Source organism: Bradyrhizobium sp. AZCC 1693 (assembly GCF_036924745.1).
Lineage (GTDB): Bacteria > Pseudomonadota > Alphaproteobacteria > Rhizobiales > Xanthobacteraceae > Bradyrhizobium.
In genome coordinates this window covers 2,144,695-2,170,850 of record NZ_JAZHSD010000001.1, presented here as the reverse complement: position 1 = coordinate 2,170,850, position 26,156 = coordinate 2,144,695, and the positions used below count along the sequence as shown (strand labels likewise).

Genomic DNA, 26,156 nt, shown 5'->3' with positions numbered 1-26,156 from the left:
ATTTCGGGAATCCGATCTTTTGCGGCTAGCGCGCGTCGTCGCCTTCTCACTAGTATCGTCAGCAGTTAACCGGCAGCCGTCAATGCAGCCGGAATGGAGTGGGGCGGGGGCATATGGGCGTACGTTTGCTGCTGGTCGGGACAATCTCGATATGCGTGGTTCCCGGGACTGACTGTGCTCAGGCCCAAACTGCGCCCCGAGACAGCGAGGTCTTGCCCGCGATCGAGGTCGTCGCCCCGGCCACAGCCGCCAAGCCGGCCCGCAGCAGAGGTGCCCCCCAGGCCGCCCCCAGGAACCTGCGCAGGGTTTTCGTCTACCCGACCGCGCCCACGACGACGGCCAGCTCGGGAATGGATGTCGACAAGGTGCCGGCAAGCATCAACGCGGTCGGGGCAGGGCAGATCGCACGCACCGGATCGCTGAACATTGCGGATGCGCTGCAGCAGCAGGTTCCGGGCATCATCATCAGCGACACGACCGGCAATCCGTTTCAGCCGGACATCCAGTTCCGTGGGTTTGTCGCGTCTCCTGTCGCCGGCACTCCCCAGGGGCTGGCGGTCTACCAGAACGGCGTGCGCGTCAACGAAGCGTTCGGCGACACCGTCAACTGGGACTTGATCCCGACGGCGGCGATCAGGTCGGTCACCGTCGTGACCAACAATCCCGCGTTCGGCCTCAATGCCTTGGGCGGCGCGGTTAATGTGCTGATGAAGAACGGCTTCAATTATCAGGGCGCCGAAATCAACACGATGGGCGGTTCGTTCGGACGTATCCAAAGTTCGGCGCAATGGGGCAAGCAGATCGACAATTTTTCCGTCTATGGCGCGCTGGAAGGAGCACGCGACAACGGACACCGCAATTTTTCGGAATCGGCCATCCGGCGCTTCTATGGTGATGTCGGTTACCGAACCGACAGCAGTGAATTTCACCTCAACATGGGCGTCGCCAGCAACAATTTTGGCGCGGCGGCGGCGGTGCCGGTCGAATTGCTGCAAAACTATTGGGGCGCGACCTACACCACGCCGCAGACCACGGCCAACCGTGTTGCCTACGCCAATCTGACCGGAAAGGTCGAGGTTACACCGACCTGGACGATCGATGGTTCGGCGCGTGTCCGCGCCTTCCAGCAAAAGACAGTGGATGGCAATCCGACCGCCACCCAGCCATGTCTCGCCGATTCGACCCTGCTTTGCTTCAACGAAGAAACCGCGCCCGGAGCCCCGGCGAATGGGCTCAACGGGGTCCAGCTCGCAAATCCCTTCCCCGACACTGCGGTGCTGGGGCAGATCGACCGAACGTCGACCCGTTCAGTCACGACCGGTGCGACCCTGCAGGCAACCAACACCGATCAGTTGTTCGGCCACAACAACCAGTTCATGATTGGCACCAGCATCGACTCCAGCGTCACCCGCTTCGGGGCAACCGCGGAATTGGGCACGATCGGTCCAAACTACGTCGTCAGCGGCAGCGGCATATTCCTCGGCCCGTCCGGCATTCCGATTTCGATCGGCCCGGTCTCGCTTCGCGCGACCAACCGGTACACCGGCCTCTATGCGCTCGATACCTTCGACGTGACCGACGCGTTTTCAATTACGGGCGGCGGCCGGTTCAACCATGCAAGCGTCGTGCTCCAGGATCAGATCGGTACCGATCTCAACGGCAATCACACGTTCAGCCGCTTCAATCCGACTATCGGCGGCACCTACAAGATCACGCCGGAACTGACGGCCTATGCGGGGTATTCCGAAGCCAATCGCGCACCGACCCCGCTGGAGCTCGCATGCGCCGACCCTGCGCGTCCCTGCATCATCGGGGCCTTCCTGATTGCGGATCCGCCGCTGAAACAGGTCATATCCCGTACCGTTGAGGCCGGATTCCGCGGCACCAAGGAGTTGAATATCGGAACGCTGGGCTGGAAGGTCGGCGCGTTCCGGGCGACCAATGCCGATGACATCCTGGCGATTCCCAGTCCGTTGCAGGGCTTTGGCTACTTCCAGAACGTAGGTCGGACGCGGCGCCAGGGCATCGAGGCCCAAGTCAATCTGACGTCGAAGACGCTGCAACTCTATGCTAGCTATGCCCTCGTGGATGCGCGCTTCCTCGACGCCTTGGAACTCAACTCTCACAGCCCGTTCGCCGATCCCTTCAGTGAGACTATCCAGGTCCTGCCGGGCAACCGAATCCCCGCGATCCCGCGCAACCGGGTCAAGTTTGGCATCGATTATTCGGTCACTGACGCTTTCAAAGTCGGCGGCGATGCGTTGTTCGTCGGCAGCCAGTATTTTGTCGGCGATGAATCCAACCAGGCGGCGAGGCTGCCCGGGTATTCGGTTTTCAACCTGCACGCTTCGTACCAGATCAACAAGACGTTTCAGATCTACGGTCGCGTCGACAACATCCTGGATAACCGCTACGCGACTTACGGGACGTTCTTCGATACCGGTGATGTGCCCAATTTCGCCAATGGCGGCGCGCAGTTCACGGACGCCCGCTCTGTCAGTCCGGCGCGGCCGCGCGCTTTCTATGCAGGGCTGAAGGCGACCTTCTAGCCAGGTTGGTTACGCGGCGCAGCCATCATGGCCGGCGGTGCGGGAGTGCGCAAAACGATTTCGAGCCATCGACGAGCGTGCGGCAACAGGTCGTTGCTGCGCAACCGGGACGTCCTCGTCAGGAAGCATCCAGCGCCGGATCGACGCAATGCGCCTTGTGGATGGTGGAGGGCGCGAATCCAAAATGCTTCCGGAACACGCGGCTGAAGTGCGACGAGCTGGAAAAGCCCCACGAAAATGCGACATCCGTGATGGTCTTGCCGTGCTGCGTCTCCAGCTCCTGGCGGCAGTGCAGCAGTCTCGCCCGCCAGATATAATCGCTGACCGTCATGCCCTTGTCGCTGAACAGCATGTGCAGATAGCGCTTGGTGCAGCCCAACGCCGCCGAGATCTGGTCGATGCAAAGCTCCGGGTCGCGCAAATGCTCGCGGATGAAGGCTTGCGCCCGAATGTACATCGCCTCGGGACCGACGCGATCGAACATCGTGTCGGCTTCGCGCAGCGGCAGCAGCAGCAGATCGATCAGCGAATCGGCGACGCCGATGGCGTTGTAGGGCGACAGCCTGTTCGCCTCATCAAACGCGGTGTGTACGAAGTCGTAGGCGATGCGGCCGGTGCCGTTACGCGCGGAGAGCTTGCACGGCAACATCTTCGCCGTGCGGAAGCCGCGTTCGTGAAGCAGTGCCTTTGGAACGATCACGACCTCGTGCCGGGTCAATGAGGGGCTGACGATCGTGTGCGGACATGAGACGTCATAGGCGAGGCAGTCGCCGGGCATGATGTCGATGCGACGGCCGCCCTGCTCGAAATGCGAGATGCCGTAGGTCTGGAACAGTATCTTGACGTAGGGATGTTCGCTCAGTTTTGTGCTTGAGACCGTGTGCGCGATGCGATGTTGGCTCGCCTCAATCTGACACAGTTTCAGCTGCGAGACGGTTGTGTAATTTATCCGCGCCTCGAGCGAAGAACCTTCCAGCGGATCGACATCAAACTGGCCGCAGAGATCTGTCAGTGCATCTGACCAAGTTTGGATCTGCCTCTTCGGCGTTAACCCGGAAGTGCTGAGTGAACGAACTATATCAGACATTGCCCAGCCACCGATTTGAGAACAGGCTGCGACCTCCGCCAGAGCGTTGGTCCAGATGGTCGTAACTTTTGGACCCAATTTAGGCAGTCGTCAGGGAAGTTGCGCAGGTTCTTCCCAATATCCCTTTGACAATCCTCCAACTTAGTTTCAGCGGCGTCAAGGGAAACCTCGACCTCGGGACGCGCGGGTGCTTGTGGGAATAAGCCCACGATTGATGCTTCGCAGCATGAGAAGATGGCTCCCGACCAGTCCAAAATTAAAAAGTTCATTGTGTTTCGCTTTTGAGCAAACGCGCTTCGCTCTTGGGCAAGTTTCCCGTTTCCGAACGGGATAGGAATAGGGACCAAGAATGGAAAATGGGCCGTCTCGGCGGAAACCCAAAACTCTTAAATCTGGGAGGAAACCACTATGCGCAAGGTGCTATCCGCTGCCTGTGTCGGCGCCATGGCGACATTCGCCGTCGGCGTCGCGTATGCCAACGAAGAGCTGAGCAAGATGGCGCAGAACCCGAAAGACTGGGTGATGCCCGCCGGCGATTACGCGAATACACGCTACTCGAAACTGAACCAGATCACCGCGGCCAATGTCGGCAAGCTCCAAGTTGCCTGGACCTTCTCGACCGGCGTGCTGCGCGGCCATGAAGGCGGGCCGCTCATCATCGGCAACATTATGTACGTCCACACGCCGTTCCCAAACAAGGTCTATGCTCTTGACCTTTCGCAGGAGAACAAGATCGTCTGGAAGTATGAGCCCAAGCAGGATCCGAACGTCATTCCGGTGATGTGCTGCGACACGGTGAATCGCGGCGTGGCTTATGGCGACGGCAAGATAATCCTGCACCAGGCCGACACGACGCTGGTCGCCCTCGATGCCAAGACCGGCCAGGTTGCGTGGAGCGTGAAGAACGGCGATCCGGGCAAAGGCGCCACGGGCACCTCCGCGCCGCTCGTGGTCAAGGACAAGGTCCTGATCGGCATTTCCGGCGGCGAGTTCGGCGTGCAATGTCACGTCACAGCCTACGATCTCAAGACCGGCAAGCAGGCCTGGCGCGCCTTCTCCGAAGGACCGGACGACCAGATCATGGTCGATCCCGTCAGTACCACCGAACTCGGCAAGCCGGTCGGCAAGGACTCGAGCGTCAAGACTTGGCAGGGCGATCAGTGGAAGATCGGCGGCGGCTGCACATGGGGCTGGATATCCTATGATCCCGCTCTGAACCTCGTCTATTACGGTTCGGGCAACCCCTCGACCTGGAACCCGAAGCAGCGTCCCGGCGACAATAAGTGGTCGATGACCGTCTGGGCGCGCAATCCGGATACCGGCATGGCCAAGTGGGTCTACCAGATGACGCCGCACGATGAATGGGACTATGACGGCGTCAACGAAATGATCCTCAGCGATCAGCAGGTCGGTGGCGCAGAGCGCAAGCTGCTGACGCATTTCGATCGCAATGGTTTGGCTTATACTCTGGACCGTGCAACCGGCGAACTCCTGGTCGCCGAGAAGTACGATCCGAAGGTCAACTGGACCACCGGCGTCGACATGAACAAGAGCTCGCCGACCTACGGGCGTCCCAAGGTGGTCGATCAGTACTCGACCGAAAAGGGCGGCGAAGACAAGAACACCAAGGGCATCTGCCCGGCCGCGCTCGGCACCAAGGACGAGCAGCCGGCAGCCTATTCGCCCGATACGCAACTGTTCTACGTGCCGACCAACCACGTCTGCATGGACTACGAGCCGTTCAAGGTGAGCTACACCGCGGGCCAGCCCTATGTTGGTGCGACGCTCTCGATGTATCCGCCTCAGGGCGAAAGCCACATGGGCAATTTCATTGCCTGGGACGGCAAGACCGGCAAGATCGTCTGGTCGAACAAGGAGCAGTTCTCGGTGTGGTCGGGAGCGCTCGCCACCGCTGGCGGCGTGGTGTTCTACGGAACGCTCGAAGGCTATCTGAAGGCAGTCGATGCCAAGACCGGCAAGGAACTTTACAAGTTCAAGACCCCGTCGGGCATCATCGGCAACGTCACGACCTATGAGCAGGGCGGCAGGCAGTACGTGGCTGTGTTGTCCGGCGTCGGCGGCTGGGCGGGTATCGGCCTTGCCGCAGGTCTGACCGATCCGACGGCAGGTCTCGGCGCGGTCGGTGGCTATGCCGCGCTGAGCAACTATACCGCGCTCGGCGGCACGCTCACCGTGTTCGCACTGCCGCAGTAAAGCAGGACCACCTCGTCCGGCGCGTGGCTCGTTCCACGCGCCGGTTGATCTACATCGAATATCGAGGATGAGCTCTTGCGTAGAATTTGGTTGATTGCAGCCACTCTGATGCTTGTGGCGACGGGACCGGCTGCCCACGCTGCGGACGATCCGACCGCCGTCAAATCTGAGGATGGCAAATATCTCGACAAGGAAGGAAACCCGACCTTCAAGGTCGCGCCGGACGGGACGGTCGACTGGTACACCTATTCCGGCTACCGCCGCTATCACTCAGAATGCCATGTCTGCCATGGCCCTGACGGGATGGGATCGACCTACGCGCCGGCGCTACAGGAGTCACTGAAGACGATGAGTTATGGCGATTTCCTGGGCGTAGTCGCCAGCGGTCGCAAGAACGTCAACACCGCGCAAGAGAGCGTTATGCCGGCGTTCGGCGATAATCCGAATGTCGCCTGCTACATGGACGACCTCTACGTCTATTTGCGTGCCCGCGCATATGACGCGGTCGGGCGGGTGCGACCTGCCAAGCGTGAAGACAAACCCGACGCCTACACTGAGGCAGAGAAGTCCTGCATGGGAGCCAAATGATCATGCCGACCGTGCAAAGCGCGCGTCCCGTAGGTCCGTGCAGCGGCTTGAAAAGAACATGTGGAGTTTAAGATGAAGACCCGCGCTGCTGTCGCGTTCGAAGCCAAGAAGCCTCTCGAAATCGTTGAGGTTGATCTGGAAGGCCCAAAAGCTGGTGAGGTTCTCGTCGAGATAAAGGCGACCGGAATCTGCCACACCGATGCCTATACGCTTGATGGATTCGACAGCGAAGGAATCTTTCCGTCGATCCTCGGTCATGAAGGCGCAGGCATCGTCCGCGAAGTTGGGCCGGGCGTGACGTCGGTCAAGGCCGGCGATCACGTGATTCCGCTCTACACGCCGGAATGCCGCCAGTGCAAAAGTTGCCTGAGCGGCAAGACCAATCTTTGTACCGCCATCCGCGCCACGCAGGGCAAGGGGCTGATGCCGGACGGCACCTCGCGCTTCAGTTATCAGGGCAAGCCGATCTACCACTATATGGGCTGCTCGACATTCTCGAACTTTACCGTGCTGCCGGAGATCGCGGTGGCAAAGATTCGCGAGGACGCGCCGTTCGACAAGAGCTGTTACATCGGTTGCGGGGTGACCACGGGCGTTGGCGCCGTGGTGAATACCGCCAAGGTGACACCGGGCGCCAACGTCGTCGTATTTGGTCTCGGCGGTATTGGGCTCAACGTCATCCAGGGCGCGAAGATGGTGGGCGCCGACAAGATCGTCGGCGTCGACATCAACGATTCCAAGGAGGATTGGGGCCGCCGTTTTGGCATGACGCATTTCGTCAACCCGACCAAGGTCAGCGACATCGTCCAGCATCTGGTTGGACTGACCGACGGCGGCGCCGACTACACCTTCGACTGCACCGGCAATACCACCGTGATGCGGCAGGCCCTCGAGGCGTGCCATCGCGGCTGGGGCGTCTCGGTCGTTATCGGGGTCGCTGAGTCCGGCAAGGAAATCGCCACCCGGCCGTTCCAATTGGTGACCGGCCGCGTCTGGAAGGGAACGGCCTTTGGCGGCGCGCGCGGCCGCACGGATGTGCCGAAAATCGTCGACTGGTACATGAATGGAAAGATCGAAATCGATCCGATGATCACACACGTCCTGAAGCTGGAGGAGATCAACCACGGATTCGATCTCATGCATCAGGGCAAGTCGATCCGCTCGGTTGTCGTGTTCTGAAATTAGAGAACTTAAAACACAAGGAGGATAGGCCATGACTGTTCATATTCACCCATCGGTCGATAACGGCGTAAAGAAGGGGACCGGCAGTTTTGCCGGCGGCACGCTTGTCTGCAAATGCAGTGACAGGCCGGTCAAGGTCGCCATCAAGGGCGACGTGGCCCACAACCACGCCTGCGGCTGCACCAAATGCTGGAAGCCCGCGGGGGCGACCTTCTCCGTCGTCGCCGTCGTCCCGCGCGACAATGTGACGGTGGCCGAGAACGGCGACAAGCTGCAGATTGTCGACGCGTCGGCGACGATCCAGCGCTATGCCTGCAAGGCCTGCGGCACGCATATGTACGGCCGGATCGAGAACACCGGGCACCCATTCTACGGCCTCGACTTCATCCATCCCGAGTTGTTCCAGGAAGGTGGATGGGCTGCTCCGGGGTTCGCCGCGTTCGTGTCGTCCGTTCTGGAGTCCGGCGTCCAGCCGGGCGAGATGGATGGAATCAGGGCCCGGCTGAAGGAACTCGGGCTCGAGCCTTATGATTGCCTGTCGCCGCCTTTGATGGACGCGATCTCGAGCCACGTGGCCAAGGCCAAGGCCAAAGCGGCGTGAACACGGCGGCCTGAAACGGGTGCCGGCCTGATCCTGCCCGATTTTCGAACTCCGCTGATGGCGATCGCCATCAGCGGAGCCGCATGTCGAGAGCGCCAACGAGGTGGTGCAACCTTCCGAGGCCGGCCGCTCCCTGGCTCGACCGGCCCCGTTGACTGGAGCAGGATGAGATTAGGTTGGGCCGTAACGACGGACCATCTCGTGCCCCGGACGCAAGCGGCGTGAGTGCTGCGAGCCGGGGCCCATTCTACTTTGTATGGGGTTGTTTTCGCGATTTTTGTCTGGGCCCTGCGGTGTACCGCCGAAGCGTATCTGCACGCGTCCGGGACACGAGATCGCTGGCTTCGCGCGAATGGCGGATCGATTCGACTCCAACCCATCCCGCTCTATTCCCCCGATATCGAAGCTCTTCGAGGTCTTAGCTCAATCGCCATGCCGTCCATGGCAGGTTGCGGCGCGTGCACAATCGGCTGCGCTTGACCGATCGTCTGATTTTCATGTTGCGGTGCGATGAGCTTTGTCGTGGAGCCGCAATGCTGAAGGCGGACATCCTTCGAAGGTGTTGACCCATCGCGCGGTTCCCTTCTAAGGACGATGCTGCCCTGACCGCACAGACGTTACCTTGCGAAGGATTCCCCACGATGCCGATCGCCACAGACACCGCATTCATTCTACCCGACGATTTCGCCGGCGCCGCGCTGATGGGGCGGATCTGGCGTCCCGATCTTGCCGCCCCGTCGGTGGTCGCGATCCGCCCGGATGGCGTGTTCGACGTAACGGACGAATTCCCCACCGCCAGCCAGCTGGCCGCCGCCGCCGATCCGGCGCGGGCGCTGCGCGCGGCGCCCGGCGAGCGGGTAGGCACGCTGCAGGATCTGTTGAGCAACACGCCGCCCGACACCCGCGATCCGACCAGGCCATGGCTGCTTGCCCCGATTGATCTGCAGGTGATCAAGGCTGCGGGCGTCACGTTCGCGGTGTCGATGCTGGAGCGGGTGATCGAGGAGCGGGCGCGCGGCAATCCGGATTCGGCGGAGGCGATCCGGGCCGAAGTGACGCGGATTGTCGGCACCGACCTGTCGCGGCTGAAACCGGGTTCGGCCGAAGCGCAGCATGTGAAGGACGTGCTGGTTTCCCAGAATGCCTGGAGCCAGTATCTCGAAGTCGGCATCGGGCCGGACGCAGAGGTGTTTACCAAGGCGCCGGTCCTGTCGGCGGTGGGCACCTGCGTGGATGCGGGCCTGCATCCGAAATCGACCTGGAATAATCCGGAGCCCGAGGTGGTGCTGGTGGTGACGCGCGACGGCCGCATCGTCGGCGCCACGCTTGGCAACGATGTCAATTTGCGCGACTTCGAGGGACGCTCGGCGCTGCTGTTGTCCAAGGCCAAGGACAACAACGCGTCCTGCGCCATCGGGCCGTTCGTTCGGTTCTTCGACGCGGGCTTCTCGCTCGACGACGTCAGGAAGATGGAGATCTCGCTGGAGGTGAAGGGGCCGGAAGGCTTCGTTCTGCATGGCGCTTCGTCGCTGACCCAGATCAGCCGGGATCCGACCGACATCGTCGGACAGACGATCAACGAGAACCATCAATACCCTGATGGTTTCGTGTTGTTCCTCGGCACCATGTTCGCGCCGATTCAGGATCGTGCCGCGAAAGGGCAGGGGTTCACCCATGTGGAAGGCGATCTGGTCACGGTCGCAACCCCGAAGCTCGGCCGGTTGACCAATCGGATGCGCCACAGCGGCGATTGCGAACCCTGGCAATTCGGCTTGACCGAGCTGTTCGCCGCCTTGATGCGCCGCAAGGGCTTCAGCCGAAGCAGCCATTAGCCTCGAGCCGCGACAACCGGAAGGCACTCCGCCATGGCGAAAATCAGGATCGGTCTGGCCGGCTGCGGCTTTGTGTCCGAGCTGCACATGCATGCCTACCGGCGTGTATACGGCGTGGATATCGAAGTCAGGGCCGTGGCGGCCAGAGGCGATCACGTCGTCGAGTTTGCCCGCCGTCACCAGATCCCGACGGCGTATCGCAGCTTTCGCGACTTGATCGCCGACGCTGATATCGATGTCATCGACATCTGCACGCCGCCCAATTTGCACGCCTCGATGATCGTCGATGCGATGCAGGCCGGTAAGCACGTGATCTGCGAAAAGCCATTTGGAGGCTATTTCGGGCGCGAAGGTGACAAGCTTCCGATCGGCAAACATGTATCCAAGGCGCTGATGTACGAGCGCGTGCTGGAAGAAATGGAAGCGACCCGCGCGGCGATCAACAAGACCGGGCGCCTCTTCATGTATGCGGAGGATTGGATCTACGCACCGGCGGTGACCAAGACCGTGGAGATCCTCAAGGCCACCAAGGACAAGATCCTGTTCATGAAGGGCGAGGAGAGCCACTCCGGCTCGCACGCCGCGCACGCCGCGCAGTGGGCGATGACCGGCGGCGGCTCGCTGATCCGGATGGGATGCCATCCACTCTCGGCGGTGCTCTATCTCAAGCAGGTGGAAGCGAAGGCACGTGGCGAGGCGATCAGCGTCGCGAGCGTGACGTGTGACGTCGGTAATGTCACGGCGTGCCTGCGTCCGGATGAACGGACCGTGCTCAAGGCCAATCCCGTCGACGTCGAGGATTGGGGCGTGCTCACGGCCACCTTCTCCGACGGCACCAAGGCCACGGTTTTTTCCGGCGACATGATCCTTGGCGGTGTGCGCAATTTGATCGAAACCTATACCAGCAGCGGCGCGCTATTCGCCAACATTACGCCGAATACGCACATGATGAGCTATCAGACCAGCGAGGAGAAGCTGGCAAGCGTCTACATCACCGAAAAGGTCGACCGGAAGACCGGTTGGCAATATGTCTGCCTCGAGGAGGAATGGACGCGCGGCTATACGCAGGAAATCCAGGACTTCATGGAATGCGTCGCGACCGGCCGGCAGCCGCTTTCGGATCTGGCGCTGGCCTTTGAAACCATCAAGGTCAACTACGCCGGCTATTGGGCTGCCGAAGAGGGACGCCGCGTCACGCTTTAACGGCAATCTCCCTTCCTTCTCCCCTTGTGGGCGAAGGTGGCGCGCGCAGCGCGCCGGATGAGGGGTTCTATCCGCGGACTCAATTGTGAGAGGTTCATTCGCGGAGAGAGACCCCTCACCCGGCTTCGATGCTTCGCATCGAAGCCACCCTCTCCCACAAGGGGAGAGGGTGAAAGAAAGCCCTACGCCGCATATACCGACGATTTCGGCAGCGGGAACACCGGATCCTGCGTCCTGATATTGGTCGGCCAAACCACCGAGATATGCTCCCCCGCATTCTGCATCACGACCGGGGTCGAGCGCTCGTTCTGGCCGGAGAGTGGTGTGCCGGGCGGATAGAATTTCACGCCATAGCCCTGGATGGTGCCGCCCGGCGGGATATCCACGTCGAGCGCCGCCTTGCGAACCGCCTCGGGATCGAAGCCGCCGTATTTGTCTTTTGCCACGGGCAGCACGTTGTTGAGCAGCACCCAGGTCTGGTTGAAGCCCATCGAACAGTGCGGGGGGACGTCGGTTGCGCCGGTCTTCTCCTTGTAGCGTGCGATCATGATCTTGGTGAGATCGCCGACCCCGGGCGCGAGTTTCGATGGATCGAGCAATTGCGCCGGCACCGGATCGATATTGCAGAAATTGTCGATATCAGCGCCGAACGTCGCTCGCAGCTTGTCGAGCTGGCTGTAGCCGGCGCCGGCGCCGAACAGCATCTTGAACTTGAGTCCGTTCTCTCGCCCCTGGCGCAGGAACAGGGTGATATCGGGGTTGTAGCCCGCGTGCGAGATCACGTCGGCCCTGGCGCGCTTGATCTTGGTCACCAGCACCGAGAGGTCGGGGGCGGATGCGGAATAGCCTTCCTTGAGCACGATCTGGAGGCCGGCCTGCTTTGCATAGGCCTCGTCGGCGGCGGCAACGCCGACCCCATAGGGGCCGTCCTCGTGAATCAGCGCGACTTTGACGTCCTTGGGCTCCATGCCGAGCTTGGCTTTGGCGTGCTCGCTGATGAAGCTCGCAAAGGCCTGGCCATACTGGTCGGAATGAATCTGCGCGCGAAAGACGTATTGCAAGTTCTTGTCCTTGAACACCGCGGTCGAAACCGCCGTCGTAATCCAGAGGATCTTTTTCTGCTGCTCGACCTTGGCGGCGAGCGGGACCGCGTGTGAGCTCGCATAGACGCCGTTGATGATGTCGATCTTCTCCTGGTCGATCAGGCGATTGGCCTCGTTGATCGCCACGTCGGGCTTGCTCTGGGAATCGGCGGCGATGGGGGAGATCTTGTACTTGCCGCCGATGCCGCCCTTCTCGTTGACGAGGTCGATGGCAATCTGCGCACCGATCGAGGAGGCGACCGAGCCGCCGGCAGCAAAGGGGCCGGTCAAGTCGTAGATCAGGCCGATGCGTACCGTTTCGGCTTGAGCCTGCGCGCGTGTCCAATCGAGGCTGAATGCGGCGGCGGCAGCGGCGGAAGTCTTCAGCAGCGTTCTGCGTGAAGTCGGCATCGTGTCCTCCCACTGAATTTTTGCCCGGACTGGTTTTTCCAGTTCTCGGTCCAAGTATTTGGAGAATACGGCAGGAAGTCAACCTGGGTCGGCCTGCTATGGTTTTGCTCGCGGTTGCGGAAATCTGCGGCCAGACAGGCTAGTGAGCGAAGCTGGCCGACTAAAGTCTGATAGCGGAAGGGTTGGTACGATCTTCGCTCTACTGCTTGCGGTCCAAGGGATCGACTTCTTCTTCATTGGTCCCGGCGACCTGTCTCAGAACACGGGTTATCGGCCGGCTTCGCCGTTCGGATAAGTACGGCCGCAGCACTGGCGGGAAATCGGAGCCGGTGCACGAAGGGGCCGTTGAGTTCCTGATCGGCCTCGCGGCGCATTACTTTCTCGCTCTCGTCTCAAGGAAGCGTGACTTGCTATCAGCTTGCGAAAGCTCGGCCGCGATCCAGTCAACGAAGGCGCGCACCGCGCGGCGCTCCTGGTTGGCACGGGGAAATACGAGGTAATGTCCGACATAGCGAATATCGACTGAACGGCCGGCGAGCGGCGCGATCAGTTTGCCTGTCGCGATTTCACGTTCGGCAAGCCGGGTCGACTCGAGCGTCACGCCAAGACCGCTCGACGCCATGGCGATCGCAAGGAAGCTGCGGTCAAAGCGCATGCCGTGGATCGCCGGAGACCCAAGTCCGTTCGCGGCAAACCATTGGTGCCATTGCACTTGCTTGACCTCTGACCGAATGAGAACTTGGCCGAACAGATCTTTCGGCTTGCGAATCTTCTTCGCGATTTCAGGCGTACAGAGAGGAGTGACGGTCTCCTCGCCGAGCGAGACAATCTCAAGGCTCTCGCTTCTGGGCTGACCATAGACGATATCCAGATCAAAATCGTCGTTGTTGAAACGGGCATATTCGGTGCTGGCGGCGAGCCGCACCTCCAGTTTCGGCTCGGCCGCCAGGAACCGGGCCAGGCGCGGCGCGAGCCACTGTGCGGCGAAGCTAGGCGCTGAATGCACTCGGAGCAGTTGTGGCCCACGACCGGCGACTTCCTCGATGCCGCGCCTCAGATTGTCGAACGCCGCGCCGGCATGACGCATCAGGTTTGCGCCGGCCGGGGTGAGCCGGACCGATCGGGCGCTTCGCTCAAACAGCGTGGTACCCATCGTGCTTTCCAGCTTTCGGATGGCGTGGCTGACGGCGCTCGGGGTCAGGTGCAGTTCGTTCGCAGCGTCGCGGAAGGAGCCAGTGCGCGCAGCCGCTTCGAAGGCGCGGATCGCTGAAATCGGGATACTGGAGAGCAGCATGCGACAAGTGAACCAAATTCATCGATCCGAGACAACTGCGCGTTTGTCGGGATGGCCGCCCGGGCGTAGTCAGTAAGGTCAAGAAAACAGGGCACCTGTCAGCGGTGCTCGATAGTGTTGAGGAGGAATGCATGCTGCTTCGCGGCAAAACGGCAATCATTTCGGGCGCAGCTTCGCTGCGGGGAATAGGTCTTGCAACCGCCCGGCGGTTCGCGGCCGAAGGTGCCCGCGTTGCAATCCTTGACATCGATGGGCCCGCTGCGGAAGCCGCAGCGCGCAGCCTCGAGCGGGCCGCGGGCGAACCGCATCTCGGCCTTGCCTGCGACGTCGCCGACCAAAATTCCTGCGCGAAGGCGGCCGATACCGTGATCGAAACCTTCGGCCAGATCGACATTCTGATCAACAACGCCGGTATCACTCAGCCGGTGAAGTTTCTTGAAATCACACCAAACGACTGGGAACGCATTCAGGACGTCAATCTCAAGGGCGTGCTCTTTCTTTCCCAGGCGGTCATCCCGCACATGCGTCGGCGCAAGACGGGTTCGATTGCATGCATGTCGTCAGTCTCGGCGCAGCGTGGCGGCGGCATCTTCGGTGGGCCGCACTATTCCGCCGCCAAGGCCGGCGTACTCGGGCTCGCCAAGGCGATGGCGCGCGAGTTTGGACCTGACGGTATCCGCGTCAATTGCGTCACGCCGGGCCTGATTGGAACCGACATCACCGCCGGAAAGCTTACCGACGAGATCAAGGCGAAGATACTTGAAGGCATCCCACTTGGCCGTCTCGGTGAGGCCAACGACGTGGCCGGCATCTACACTTTTCTCGCATCCGACCTGTCCGCCTACGTCACGGGAGCGGTCATCGATGTCAATGGCGGCATGCTTATCCATTAAGTGCGCTAAGCGAGGAGATGGCCATGGAAACAGTCGCGAAGGCGCTTGCCAACGCGCCCACGCTCGCCCAGCGCGCCCATAACATTCGCCGCAATGCGATCCGCATGGGAGAGGTCCAGGGGCAGGGCTATATTGCCCAGGCGCTCGATATCGCCGACGTGCTCGCGGTCGCGTACTTCTACGCGATGCGGTATCGGCCGGAGGATCCGGCTTGGGAGGAACGGGACCGCTTCCTGCTCTCGAACGGCCACTATGCCATCGCGCTCTATGCAGCCTTGATCGAGGCCGGGATCGTTCCTGAGGCGGAGCTCGAGAGCTATGGCAGCGACGAAAGCCGGCTGCCGATGTCAGGGATGGCATCCTACACGCCGGGAATGGAGATGTCGGGCGGGTCGCTCGGATTGGGTCTGAGCATCGCCGTGGGAATGGCACTTGGGCTCAAGCGCAAGAATTCCAATGCGCAGGTATACACGCTGTTCTCCGACGGCGAACTGGACGAAGGCTCGGTGTGGGAAGCAATCATGTCTGCAGGTCACTACCGGCTCGGCAATGTGATCGCCATCGTCGATGTGAACAACCAGCAGGCCGATGGTCCCTCTACTCAAGTAATGGCTTTCGAGCCGCTGGTCGACAAGCTGCAGGCGTTCGGATGGTTTGTTCAACGGGTGGACGGCAACAATCTCGATGCCGTGGTGGCCGCCTTTGATGCCGCGAAGTCCCACACTGAGTCTCGGCCGCGGATGATCGTGGCCGATACGCTTATGGGTAAAGGCGTTCCGTTCCTCGAGCAGCGCGAGAAAAACCACTTCATCCGTGTCGAGCCGCATGAATGGCAGCTCGCGCTTGCAGAACTCGAAGCGGGGAGGCAGCCATGAAGACCACCGGACCGGCAATGCAGACGGGCAAGCCACGGCTGACTACATCCGCGATGATCGCATCGATCGCGGCTGAGGGACAAAGGACGAAGCCGGCACCTTTCGGACATGCACTTGTCGAGCTGGCGCGCCAGCGCCCCGACGTGATCGGCATGACGGCCGATCTAGGCAAGTACACGGATTTGCATATCTTTGCGCAGGAGTTTCCCGATCGCTATTACCAGATGGGCATGGCTGAGCAGATTCTATTCGGCGCGGCCTCAGGTCTGGCAGCCGAAGGGTTCATGCCGTTCGCAACGACGTATGCGGTCTTTGCCTCCCGGCGCGCCTACGATTTCATCCACCAGACGATCGCCGAGGAAGATCGCAATGTGAAGATCGCCTGCGCCTTGCCGGGCCTGACTTCCGGATATGGCCCGAGTCATCAGGCGGCGGAGGACCTCGCGCTATTTCGCGCCATGCCGAACATGACGGTGATTGATCCCTGTGATGCCCACGAGATCGAACAGATTGTGCCTGCCGTCGCAGCGTACCGCGGCCCGGTCTATATGCGGCTGCTGCGTGGCCAGGTGCCGGTGGTTCTCGACGAGTACGACTACAAATTCGAGCTTGGCAAGGCGGCGATGATCCGTGACGGCTGGGACGTCCTGATCATCTCCTCGGGAATCATGACCATGCGCGCGCTCGAGGCTGCGAGGAAGCTTGCGGGAGACCGCGTGGATGCGGCTGTGCTGCATGTTCCCACCATCAAGCCGCTCGACGCGAACACTATCCTTCGCGAGGCCGGCAAGTCCGGACGCATGGTCGTCGTTGCCGAGAACCACACCGTGATCGGCGGTCTCGGTGAGGCTGTTGCCGGGCTGCTGATGCGTTCGGGCGTGCATCCGGCATTTCGCCAGATCGGACTGCCCGATGAGTTTCTCGCGGCCGGAGCGCTCCCGACCTTGCACGATCGCTACGGCATTTCGACTGCGGAAGTGGCGCGGCAAATCAAGCGGTGGCTGTAACGCTGCAGCCCTGACGTCCATTCGGTCCCGTTAGCGCGATTCTCACACCCAAAGCACTACCGTACGGCCAGCAGCGTGCGCGATTTCTTGCGCTACATGCATATCGCGCTATCGGCGCTTGCCCCGCGCCGACGTGCGGGTGATCCTTATCCTGCCATGGGTTCGCGGCAGGAATTGCGCGCCGCGTGCGCTGAGGAACTCCAGCATGGCGCGTGCCGGCGGCAGCAGGATCTTGTCCTTTCTGGAAAGGGCGAACCATTGCCTCACAACGGGAAGGCCAACCACATCGAGCGTTACCAGCCGCCGCTCGTCGAGTTCGGTGGCGACGGTGTGCGCCGAAATAAATGCAATTCCAAGGCCCGCGATCACAGCCTGCTTGATCGTCTCGTTGCTGTCCATCGCCATGCCGATCTTCGGGCGAATTCGCGCCGTTTCGAACAGCTGCTCCATCAGGCCGCGTGTGCCGGAACCGGGTTCGCGCGTCAGGAATGTTTCGTCAGCAAGGTCGCTCAGCGGGATGCGGGATTTTCGCACCAGGCGATGGCTTGTCGGCGCGATAATGACGTGGGGATGATCGCCGATCGGGTGGACGTCCATGTCGATGTCCGCCGGTGGGCGGCCCATGATCGCGAAATCGAGATCGTAGCCGCGCAGCGCCGTTGCGATCTCCTGTCGGTTTCCGATCGAGAGCGTGACATCGATGTTCGGATGGCGTTTCGAAAATCCGGAGATCATGAACGGCACGAAATATTTCGCGGTGCTGACGGCGCCGATTGAGATGCGGCCCGCGGTCTTTCCCGCCATCATCTCGAGCGAGGTCTCGCAGTCCGCAATCGCCGCTTCGATACGCTCGGACAGCGAGAGCACTTCCCGCCCGGCATCGGTCAACAGCATGCCGTCACTGGTGCGCTGAATCAGCGGCAGACCTGCAAGCTCCTGCAGATTGCGGATCTGCAGCGTGACGGCCGGCTGCGTGAGATGCAGGTGCTTGGCGGCGGCGGTAACCGACCGGTCCCGGTGAACCGCCGCGAGCGCGCGCAACTGGCGAATGGTCAATTCCCGCGGAAACCTGCTTGCCATGGGTCCACCATCATAAGAAAAACTTTGCCAAAGCCAAAGATAAGAAAATTTCACTAATTTTGCAAATTGGGTTGTTGTTAGGGCGCGGAGTGCCGAACGGCATGACGCATTGGAGTGGCTCCGAAGAGGGCGCCAATCGGGGAACGGCCATGGACGCACGCATAACCCTTTGCTCGCATCTCGATCATGCAGGGTCGGAGACGCCGACCGGCCCGGCGGTGGCCGCCGTGATCGAGGCCATTGCCACTGCTGCGATCGACCTTTCCGATCTCATCGCCGACGGACCGTTGGCGGGCATTACCGGACGAACCCGTGGCGTCAATTCCGATGGCGACCATCAGAAGGATATCGACCTCGCTGCCGATGCGATGATGCGCGCAGCGCTGCGTGCCACTCCGGTCGCCGCCGTCCTGTCCGAGGAACTGGACCTGCCTGAGGTGCTCAATGCCGAGGCGTCACTCTGCGTCGCCATCGACCCGCTCGACGGATCGGCCAACCTCGAGAACAACATCTCGGTTGGAACCATCTTTTCGATCCGTTCACGCGGCAACGATATCATCTCCACCTTCTTCGAGCCTGGCACCGCGCAGTGTGCGGCGGGGTTCGTGGTCTACGGCCCTCAGACCACGCTGGTTCTGGCGTTCGACGAGCGGGTCGACATCTTCATTCTGGACAGGCGTGCCCGGGAATTCCTGCTGATTGCGCGTCGCGTGAGGATTGCACCCAACACGCCCGAATTCGCCATCAACGCGTCGAACCGGCGGCACTGGCATGGACCGGTGCGGGCCTATATCGACGAATGCCTCTCCGGCACGAGCGGCAACGGTTCGGTCGATTTCAATATGCGCTGGATTGGCTCACTGGTGGCGGAGTCGCTTCGTATTCTCGTCCGCGGCGGCGTGTTCCTGTACCCGGCGGATGCGCGGCCGGGATATCGCGACGGACGCCTCCGACTGCTTTACGAAGCCCATCCGATGGCGCTGGTGATGGAGTGGGCGGGCGGCGCCGCGACCACCGGCCGCCGGCGCATTCTGGAACTTTCGGCGAAAACACCGCACCAGCGGGTGCCGTTGATCATGGGATCGATGCGCGGCGTTCGCGACGTTGCGGCCATTCACGAAGGTATCGAACCGATGTTCGACAATAGCGATGCGCCGCTGTTTGCGCGGCGCGGCCTGTTTCGCTGATCGGAAAGAGCAGATGTCACGCAGCTATCCCATCATATCGATTACCGGATCGTCCGGAGCCGGCACGACCTCGGTGAAGAAGACGTTTGAAAACATCTTCCGCCGCGAGAAGGTCGAAGCCGCCTATGTCGAGGGCGACGCTTTCCACCGCTACAACCGCTTTGAGATGCGCACAAAAATGGCGGAGGAGGCCGAGCGCGGCAACAAGCATTTCAGCCATTTCAGCCCGGAAACAAACCTGTTCGAGGAGCTGGAGAAATTGTTCCGCGACTACGGCGAGTCCGGGACCGGAACTATCAGGCACTATGTCCACGATCATGATGAGGCCAGGCTCTATGGCGCAGATCCGGGCACGTTTACCGAGTGGGAGCCGTTGCCGGAGAAATCGGATCTGTTGTTCTATGAAGGCCTGCATGGCGCTGTTGTGACCGACAAGGTCAATATCGCTCAGCACGCCGATCTCAAGATCGGGGTCGTTCCCGTCATCAATCTGGAGTGGATCCAGAAGCTGCATCGCGACCGCAGCGACCGCGGCTACACCGCCGAGGCGGTAACCGATACCATCCTGCGGCGGATGCCGGACTACATAAATTACATCTGCCCGCAATTCACCGAGACCGACATCAACTTCCAGCGTGTGCCGACGGTCGACACGTCGAACCCGTTCATAGCGCGCTGGATACCGACGCCCGACGAATCGATGGTGGTGATCCGGCTCAAAAATCCACGCGGCATCGACTTTCCCTACCTGCTGTCGATGATTCCGAACAGTTTCATGTCGCGGGCCAATTCGATCGTGATCCACGGATCGAAGCTCGATCTCGCGATGCAGCTGATCCTTACCCCGCTCATCCTGCAACTGATGGAACGCAAGAGGCGCATGCTATGACCGATTCCGCCCTGTCCCGTATCGCCACTCAGCCGGTCGTCTCGCATGCTGAAATGGCGAACGCGATCCGCTTTCTGGCCATCGACGCCGTCGAAAACGCGAAGTCGGGCCATCCCGGTATGCCGATGGGCATGGCCGATGTCGCCACCGTGCTGTTTTCGCGCTTCCTCAAATTCGACGCCTCCGATCCGGCATGGCCGGATCGCGACCGGTTCGTATTGTCGGCCGGTCACGGCTCGATGCTGCTGTATGCGTTGCTGCATCTGACTGGCTACCAGGGTGTGACGACGGACGAGTTGAAGGCGTTCAGGCAGTGGGGATCGAAAACCCCCGGCCATCCGGAATACGGGCATACGCCCGGCGTGGAGACGACGACGGGGCCGCTGGGGCAGGGGATCGCAACCGCAGTCGGCATGGCGCTGGCGGAGCGCCTGATGAATGCGCGCTTCGGCGATGATCTTGTCGATCACTACACCTATGTGATCGCCGGCGACGGCTGCCTGATGGAGGGCATCAGCCATGAGGCGATTTCGCTCGCGGGACATCTCAAGCTCGGCCGATTGATCGTGCTGTATGACGACAATGAAATCTCGATCGATGGATCGACCTCGCTGTCATGTTCGGACGACCAGCTCACGCGTTTCAAGGCGTCAGGCTGGTCGGCGAGCCGGATCGACGGCCACGACCCCAAGGCAATCGCCGCGGCGATCCGACAGGCCCGGCACGACAGCCGGCCATCGCTGATTGCTTGCCGCACGGTGATTGGTTTCGGCGCACCCAATCGTCAGGGGACGGAAAAGGCGCATGGCGCGCCGCTCGGTGCGGATGAAGTCGAGAAGACGCGCAGCGCGCTGGACTGGCCGCACGCGCCATTTCAGGTTCCAGGAGCCGTAGCCGATGCCTGGCGCGAAATAGGTGCACAGGGACATGCGGCACGGCGTACATGGATCGAGCGCAGCCGACGCCACGGTACGATGGGACGGTCGCCGTTCCACGACGCGCTGAATCGAAAGCTGCCCTGTGGATATGCCGGCGTAATGGCGCAGATCCGGACCCGGTTCGGTACCGAACGGCCGAAAATCGCGACCCGGCAGGCGTCGCAATTGGTGATCGACGTGATTGCGGAAGCGCTGCCCAATCTGCTTGGCGGTTCAGCCGACCTTACCCATTCGAACCTGACGCGCGCGAAGACGCAGAAGCCGGTGCGGCCAGATACCCTTGATGGCAGCTATATCCATTACGGCGTCCGTGAGCATGCCATGGCGGCTGCAATGAACGGCATCGCGCTGCATGGCGGCTTCATCCCATATGGCGGCACGTTTCTCAGCTTCGCCGATTACAGCCGCCCTGCGATCAGGTTGGCCGCGTTGATGGGGATCCGCGTCATCCATGTGATGACGCATGACTCGATCGGGCTCGGCGAAGACGGTCCTACGCATCAGCCGGTCGAGCACCTGGCATCGCTGCGGGCGATCCCGAATCTGCTGGTATTCCGTCCAAGCGACGCGGTCGAGACAGCGGAGGCGTGGGACTGCGCGCTGCGGGCAGATACAAGTCCTTCGGTGCTGTGCCTGTCGCGCCAGGCGCTCCCGACGTTCCGGGAAGTTGCCGGCGAAACCAATCAGGTCTCGTTTGGCGCCTACGTCATCGTTGAACCGGAGGCCGGTCGCGACGTCACCTTGATCGCAACCGGCTCCGAAGTATCGATCGCGCTCGAAGCGGCAAAGCTGCTCGAGAAAGACAACGTCCGCGCCGCGGTCGTCTCGGCGCCGTGCTTCGAGCTCTTTCGCCGGCAATCCCGCGAATACCGCACCGCCGTTCTGGGACGCGTTCCGAGAGTCGGGGTCGAAGCTGCGATCGAGGGCGACTGGGCGCGCTGGCTTGGCGATGGCGGCGAATTTGTCGGTATGACCGGCTTCGGCGCCTCGGCGCCGGCGGAAACGCTCTACCGCGAATTCGGCATCACCGCCGATGAGGTCGCGAAGGCCGCACTACGCTGCATCGCGCGCTCGCGGATGGCGGCGACCTACGCATGACACACCCATACGCCGATCAATGACACGGAGGCCCGGATGGCGCGAATTACCCTGAGGCAATTGCTGGATCATGCCGCCGAGCACGCTTACGGCGTTCCGGCATTCAACATCAACAATATGGAGCAGGGGCTTGCGATCATGGATGCGGCGGCGGCGGTCGACGCGCCCGTGATCATCCAGGCCTCACGGGGCGCGCGCTCCTATGCCAACGACGTCATGCTGGCGAAGATGATCGACGCGCTGGAGGAGATGCATCCGCAGATCCCGCTCTGCCTGCATCAGGATCATGGCAACGAGGAATCGACCTGCGCCACCGCGCTTCAGCACGGCTTCACCTCCGTGATGATGGATGGCTCGCTGAAGGCCGATGCCAAGACCGCGGCGAGTTACGAATACAATGTCGACATCACCCGCCGCGTGGTTGACATGGCGCACTGGATCGGCGCCTCGGTGGAAGGCGAGTTGGGCGTGCTCGGCTCGCTCGAGCACGGCGGCGGCGAGCAGGAGGACGGCCACGGCGTCGAAGGCGAGGTCAGCCACGATCAATTGCTGACCGATCCGGTCCAGGCCGTCGATTTCGTTCGCGCCACCAAGGTCGATGCGCTGGCGATTGCGATGGGTACGTCGCACGGCGCGTATAAATTCTCGCGCAAGCCGGACGGCGACATTCTTGCGATGCGGGTGGTGGAGGAAATCCACCGCCGGCTGCCCAATACGCATCTGGTGATGCACGGTTCGTCGTCAGTGCCGCAGCCGCTGCAGGACGCCTTCAATGCATTCGGCGGCGAGATGCCGCAGACCTGGGGGGTGCCGGTCGAGGAAATCGTCCGTGGCATCAAACATGGCGTCCGCAAGGTCAATATCGACACTGACTGCCGGCTGGCGATGACCGCGGCGTTCCGCAAGGTGGCGGCGCAAAACAGAAGCGAATTCGATCCGCGCAAATTCCTGAAACCGGCGATGGATAGCTTGCGGGATCTTTGCCGGGAACGCTTCGAGCAGTTCGGCACCGCAGGGCACGCCTCGCAGATCAAGGTCATTCCGTTGGCCGAAATGGCAAAGCGCTACCGTTCGGGCGCACTCGATCCACGCATGGGAGGAATGGCCGATGCCGCCGAATGAACTGATGACCGCCTCGATCCCGACCAGTCGCCGCACACCACCTGAGGAGACCACCATGAACATGCACTCGATGACCGTTCGCGGCAAGGATCGCTACAAGTCAGGCGTCCTCGAATACAAGAAGATGGGCTACTGGGAGCCCGACTATCAGCCAAAGGACACCGACATCATCGCGCTGTTCCGGGTGACGCCGCAGGACGGCGTCGATCCGGTCGAAGCCTCTGCGGCGGTGGCCGGCGAATCCTCGACCGCGACATGGACGGTGGTCTGGACCGACCGGCTGACGGCGGCGGAGAAATACCGTGCCAAATGCTTCCGCGTCGATCCCGTGCCGAATTCGCCGGGCCAGTATTTCGCCTACATCGCCTACGATCTCGACCTGTTCGAGCCCGGATCGATCGCCAATTTGTCGGCCTCGATCATCGGCAACGTGTTCGGCTTCAAGCCGCTGAAGGCGTTGCGGCTCGAGGACATGCGGTTGCCGGTGGCTTACGTGAAGACCTTCCAGGGACCGGCGACCGGCATCGTGGTCGAGCGCGAGCGGATGGACAAGTTCGGCCGGCCGCTGCTTGGCGCCACCGTGAAGCCGAAGCTTGGCCTGTCGGGGCGCAACTACGGACGTGTGGTCTATGAGGCGCTGAAGGGCGGGCTCGACTTCACCAAGGATGACGAGAACATCAACTCGCAGCCCTTCATGCACTGGCGGGAGCGGTTCCTCTATTGCATGGAGGCCGTCAACAAGGCGCAGGCCGCGTCTGGCGAGATCAAGGGCACTTATCTCAATGTCACCGCCGGCACCATGGAGGACATGTACGAGCGCGCCGAATTCGCCAAAGAGCTCGGCTCGGTCGTCATCATGATCGATCTCGTGATCGGCTACACCGCGATCCAGTCGATGGCCAAATGGGCCCGCCGCAACGACATGATCCTGCATCTGCATCGGGCAGGGCATTCGACCTACACAAGACAGCGCAGCCACGGCGTCTCGTTCCGCGTCATCGCAAAGTGGATGCGGCTCGCCGGCGTCGACCACATTCATGCCGGCACGGTAGTCGGCAAGCTGGAGGGCGATCCGGCAACCACGCGCGGTTATTACGACATCTGCCGCGAGGACTATAACCCGGCGCGGCTGGAGCATGGCGTGTTCTTCGACCAGCATTGGGCGAGCCTCAACAAGCTGATGCCGGTGGCGTCGGGCGGCATTCACGCCGGCCAGATGCATCAGCTGCTCGACCATCTCGGCGAAGACGTGATCCTGCAGTTCGGCGGCGGCACCATCGGCCATCCCATGGGCATCCAGGCCGGCGCCACCGCCAACCGCGTGGCGCTGGAAGCGATGATCCTCGCGCGCAATGAAGGCCGCGACTATCTGCACGAGGGCCCCGAGATTCTGGCCAAGGCGGCAGAGACCTGCACGCCGTTGAAGGCGGCGCTCGAGGTCTGGAAAGACGTCACCTTCAACTATGAATCGACGGACATGCCGGACTACGTCCCCACGCCCTCGGTTGCGATGTAAGGAGTGGAAATCATGCGCATTACCCAAGGCTGCTTCTCGTTCCTGCCCGATCTCACCGACGAGCAGATTTCTCGCCAGGTCCAGTATTGCCTGGAGCAGGGCTGGGCGGTGAACATCGAATTCACCGACGACCCGCATCCCCGCAACAATTTCTGGGAGATGTGGGGCCTGCCGATGTTCGATCTCCGTGACGCCGCCGGCGTGATGATGGAGCTGAATGAATGCCGCAAGGTGTATGGCGAGCGCTACATCCGCTTGTCGGCGTTCGATTCCAGCCACGGCTGGGAATCGGTGCGGCTGTCCTTCATCGTCAACCGGCCGAAGGAGGAGCCTGGCTTCCGCCTCGATCGACACGAAATGGCCGGGCGAAACATCCGCTATACGACCCGATCATACGCCGCCGATCGCCCCGAGGGCCGGCGCTACGGTTAGCTACGCGCTCGGTCCGGCAGACGAGTTCTCCCTGAACGTGCCTGCGTCTGCCGGACGCACTGCTCCGTCGCTGCGGAAGCGGCGACGGAGTTTTTTTCGAAACGGGACGTGCAGCGCATTGAGGTTTGCAGATGGACGTGGATACCACCCCAATGACTGATGCGGTCAATCTCCGCGACGAACTCGAAGCCGTCGGCATCGAGGAGATCCTCTCCCAGCTCGACCGCGAGCTGATCGGCTTGAGGCCGGTAAAGACGCGTATACGCGAGATCGCGTCGCTGCTTCTGATCGAACGTATCCGCAAGCGCATGGGATTGGCGTCGGAGGCGCCGACGCTGCATATGTCGTTCACGGGAAATCCCGGCACCGGAAAGACGACGGTGGCGCTGCGGATCGCCAGCATCCTGCACCGGCTCGGTTTCGTGCGCCGCGGCCAGGTGGTGTCGGTGACGCGCGACGAACTGGTCGGACAATATATCGGCCACACCGCGCCGAAGACCAAGGAGATCCTGAAGAAGGCGATGGGCGGCGTGCTGTTCATTGACGAGGCCTATTATCTGCACCGGCCCGACAACGAACGCGACTACGGCCAGGAGGCGATCGAGATCCTGCTGCAGGTGATGGAGACGCAGCGCGAGGATCTGGTCGTGATCCTCGCAGGCTATGGCGACCGTATGGACAAGTTTTTCGCCAGCAATCCCGGCTTCCGCTCGCGTATCGCGCACCACATCGACTTTCCGGATTATGCCGATGACGAGTTGCTCGCCATCGCGGAGCTGATGCTGCGCGACATGAACTACGGATTCACACAGGATGCGCGTGCGGAGTTCGTTCGTTACATCGCATTGCGCAAGAGCCAGCCGCTGTTCTCCAACGCGCGCTCGATCCGCAACGCGCTGGATCGTCTGCGGCTGCGCCAGGCCAATCGCCTCGTCGCCGATCTCGATCATGTCCTGACAGCGGACGATATCAGGTCGATCGAGGCGTCAGACGTGCTTGCGAGCCGTGTGTTCGGGAAGGGCAGAAAATCCGCTGAGGCGGGTTAGCGTCCACCTTTTCAGGGGGATGGACGACTA

At 61.6% G+C, this 26,156-nt stretch carries 21 protein-coding genes and 1 pseudogene; 18 read left to right on the top strand and 4 right to left on the bottom strand.

Features of this window, described 5'->3' with window-relative positions; translation table 11 throughout:
- The first annotated feature begins 113 nt into the window (after nucleotides 1-113).
- Nucleotides 114-2,549 carry a TonB-dependent receptor gene (locus V1293_RS10560; protein ID WP_334509162.1) on the top strand — a complete coding sequence of 812 codons (2,436 nt, stop codon included), beginning with the start codon at nucleotides 114-116 and terminating at the stop codon, nucleotides 2,547-2,549.
- A 118-nt stretch (nucleotides 2,550-2,667) separates the two neighbouring features.
- Here the strand turns inward: V1293_RS10560 and V1293_RS10555 are convergent, their stop codons facing one another.
- Nucleotides 2,668-3,636 (bottom strand): helix-turn-helix domain-containing protein, encoded by a 969-nt coding sequence (locus tag V1293_RS10555; RefSeq protein ID WP_334509160.1) that lies wholly within the window; start codon nucleotides 3,634-3,636, stop codon nucleotides 2,668-2,670.
- A gap of 408 nt (nucleotides 3,637-4,044) precedes the next feature.
- Between V1293_RS10555 and xoxF5 the strand changes: the two genes are divergently transcribed.
- The 6 genes from xoxF5 to V1293_RS10525 all read left to right on the top strand — a co-directional run bounded on the left by xoxF5 (nucleotide 4,045) and on the right by V1293_RS10525 (nucleotide 11,256).
- Nucleotides 4,045-5,850, top strand: coding sequence for a lanthanide-dependent methanol dehydrogenase XoxF5 (gene xoxF5, locus V1293_RS10550; RefSeq protein ID WP_334509158.1), 1,806 nt, complete (start codon nucleotides 4,045-4,047; stop codon nucleotides 5,848-5,850).
- 108 nt (nucleotides 5,851-5,958) lie between these two features.
- The gene (locus tag V1293_RS10545) at nucleotides 5,959-6,438 is read left to right on the top strand and encodes a c-type cytochrome, methanol metabolism-related (protein ID WP_334516690.1); all 480 of its coding nucleotides are present in this window, start codon (nucleotides 5,959-5,961) and stop codon (nucleotides 6,436-6,438) included.
- Nucleotides 6,439-6,510: 72 nt separating this feature from the next.
- Nucleotides 6,511-7,617, top strand: a complete 1,107-nt coding sequence (locus tag V1293_RS10540) for an S-(hydroxymethyl)glutathione dehydrogenase/class III alcohol dehydrogenase (RefSeq protein ID WP_334509156.1) — start codon at nucleotides 6,511-6,513, stop codon at nucleotides 7,615-7,617.
- A gap of 34 nt (nucleotides 7,618-7,651) precedes the next feature.
- A complete protein-coding gene (gfa, locus tag V1293_RS10535) occupies nucleotides 7,652-8,221 on the top strand; it encodes an S-(hydroxymethyl)glutathione synthase (protein ID WP_334509153.1) in 570 nt (189 codons plus the stop codon).
- A gap of 641 nt (nucleotides 8,222-8,862) precedes the next feature.
- Nucleotides 8,863-10,053, top strand: a complete 1,191-nt coding sequence (locus V1293_RS10530; RefSeq protein WP_334509151.1) for a fumarylacetoacetate hydrolase family protein — start codon at nucleotides 8,863-8,865, stop codon at nucleotides 10,051-10,053.
- A gap of 33 nt (nucleotides 10,054-10,086) precedes the next feature.
- Nucleotides 10,087-11,256, top strand: a complete 1,170-nt coding sequence (locus V1293_RS10525; RefSeq protein WP_334509148.1) for a Gfo/Idh/MocA family protein — start codon at nucleotides 10,087-10,089, stop codon at nucleotides 11,254-11,256.
- A gap of 182 nt (nucleotides 11,257-11,438) precedes the next feature.
- Here V1293_RS10525 and V1293_RS10520 read toward each other — a convergent pair whose 3' ends face one another.
- Complete coding sequence (locus tag V1293_RS10520; RefSeq protein ID WP_334509146.1) at nucleotides 11,439-12,749, bottom strand: ABC transporter substrate-binding protein; 1,311 nt, start codon at nucleotides 12,747-12,749, stop codon at nucleotides 11,439-11,441.
- A 202-nt stretch (nucleotides 12,750-12,951) separates the two neighbouring features.
- Here V1293_RS10520 and V1293_RS36145 point away from each other — a divergent pair.
- A pseudogene (locus V1293_RS36145) lies at nucleotides 12,952-13,041 on the top strand (HpcH/HpaI aldolase family protein); the annotation flags it as partial.
- Between the two features lie 81 nt (nucleotides 13,042-13,122).
- On the opposite strand, the gene V1293_RS10515 reads toward V1293_RS36145, so the two are convergent.
- Nucleotides 13,123-14,040, bottom strand: a complete 918-nt coding sequence (locus V1293_RS10515) for a LysR substrate-binding domain-containing protein (protein WP_334516689.1) — start codon at nucleotides 14,038-14,040, stop codon at nucleotides 13,123-13,125.
- A 134-nt stretch (nucleotides 14,041-14,174) separates the two neighbouring features.
- Between V1293_RS10515 and V1293_RS10510 the strand changes: the two genes are divergently transcribed.
- Genes V1293_RS10510 through V1293_RS10500 form a run of 3 tightly spaced genes read left to right on the top strand, consistent with a single transcriptional unit; the run spans nucleotide 14,175 to nucleotide 16,818 of the window.
- Complete coding sequence (locus V1293_RS10510; protein WP_334509144.1) at nucleotides 14,175-14,936, top strand: SDR family NAD(P)-dependent oxidoreductase; 762 nt, start codon at nucleotides 14,175-14,177, stop codon at nucleotides 14,934-14,936.
- A gap of 23 nt (nucleotides 14,937-14,959) precedes the next feature.
- The gene (locus V1293_RS10505; protein WP_334509142.1) at nucleotides 14,960-15,811 is read left to right on the top strand and encodes a transketolase; all 852 of its coding nucleotides are present in this window, start codon (nucleotides 14,960-14,962) and stop codon (nucleotides 15,809-15,811) included.
- Complete coding sequence (locus tag V1293_RS10500; RefSeq protein ID WP_334509140.1) at nucleotides 15,808-16,818, top strand: transketolase family protein; 1,011 nt, start codon at nucleotides 15,808-15,810, stop codon at nucleotides 16,816-16,818. Before V1293_RS10505 ends, V1293_RS10500 begins: the two co-directional genes overlap by 4 nt.
- 108 nt (nucleotides 16,819-16,926) lie before the next feature.
- On the opposite strand, the gene V1293_RS10495 is transcribed toward V1293_RS10500, so the two are convergent.
- Nucleotides 16,927-17,898, bottom strand: coding sequence for a LysR family transcriptional regulator (locus tag V1293_RS10495; RefSeq protein WP_334509138.1), 972 nt, complete (start codon nucleotides 17,896-17,898; stop codon nucleotides 16,927-16,929).
- A 149-nt stretch (nucleotides 17,899-18,047) separates the two neighbouring features.
- On the opposite strand from V1293_RS10495, the gene V1293_RS10490 reads away from it, so the two are divergent.
- The 7 genes from V1293_RS10490 (at nucleotide 18,048) to cbbX (ending at nucleotide 26,126) form a co-directional block, all read left to right on the top strand.
- Nucleotides 18,048-19,085: a class 1 fructose-bisphosphatase gene (locus tag V1293_RS10490; protein ID WP_334516688.1), complete on the top strand. Its 1,038-nt coding sequence runs from the start codon at nucleotides 18,048-18,050 to the stop codon at nucleotides 19,083-19,085.
- A 13-nt stretch (nucleotides 19,086-19,098) separates the two neighbouring features.
- Nucleotides 19,099-19,974, top strand: a complete 876-nt coding sequence (locus tag V1293_RS10485; protein WP_334509136.1) for a phosphoribulokinase — start codon at nucleotides 19,099-19,101, stop codon at nucleotides 19,972-19,974.
- Nucleotides 19,971-22,010, top strand: coding sequence for a transketolase (gene tkt / locus V1293_RS10480; RefSeq protein WP_334509134.1), 2,040 nt, complete (start codon nucleotides 19,971-19,973; stop codon nucleotides 22,008-22,010). Before V1293_RS10485 ends, tkt begins: the two co-directional genes overlap by 4 nt.
- Nucleotides 22,011-22,046: 36 nt before the next feature.
- A complete protein-coding gene (fba, locus tag V1293_RS10475; protein WP_334509133.1) occupies nucleotides 22,047-23,132 on the top strand; it encodes a class II fructose-bisphosphate aldolase in 1,086 nt (361 codons plus the stop codon).
- A 55-nt stretch (nucleotides 23,133-23,187) separates the two neighbouring features.
- Nucleotides 23,188-24,648, top strand: coding sequence for a form I ribulose bisphosphate carboxylase large subunit (locus V1293_RS10470; RefSeq protein ID WP_334516687.1), 1,461 nt, complete (start codon nucleotides 23,188-23,190; stop codon nucleotides 24,646-24,648).
- A 12-nt stretch (nucleotides 24,649-24,660) separates the two neighbouring features.
- Entirely contained in the window at nucleotides 24,661-25,080 is a 420-nt protein-coding gene (locus tag V1293_RS10465; protein ID WP_334509132.1) for a ribulose bisphosphate carboxylase small subunit, read from the top strand.
- 152 nt (nucleotides 25,081-25,232) lie between these two features.
- Nucleotides 25,233-26,126: a CbbX protein gene (gene cbbX / locus V1293_RS10460; RefSeq protein WP_334509130.1), complete on the top strand. Its 894-nt coding sequence runs from the start codon at nucleotides 25,233-25,235 to the stop codon at nucleotides 26,124-26,126.
- The last annotated feature ends 30 nt before the right edge of the window (nucleotides 26,127-26,156 follow it).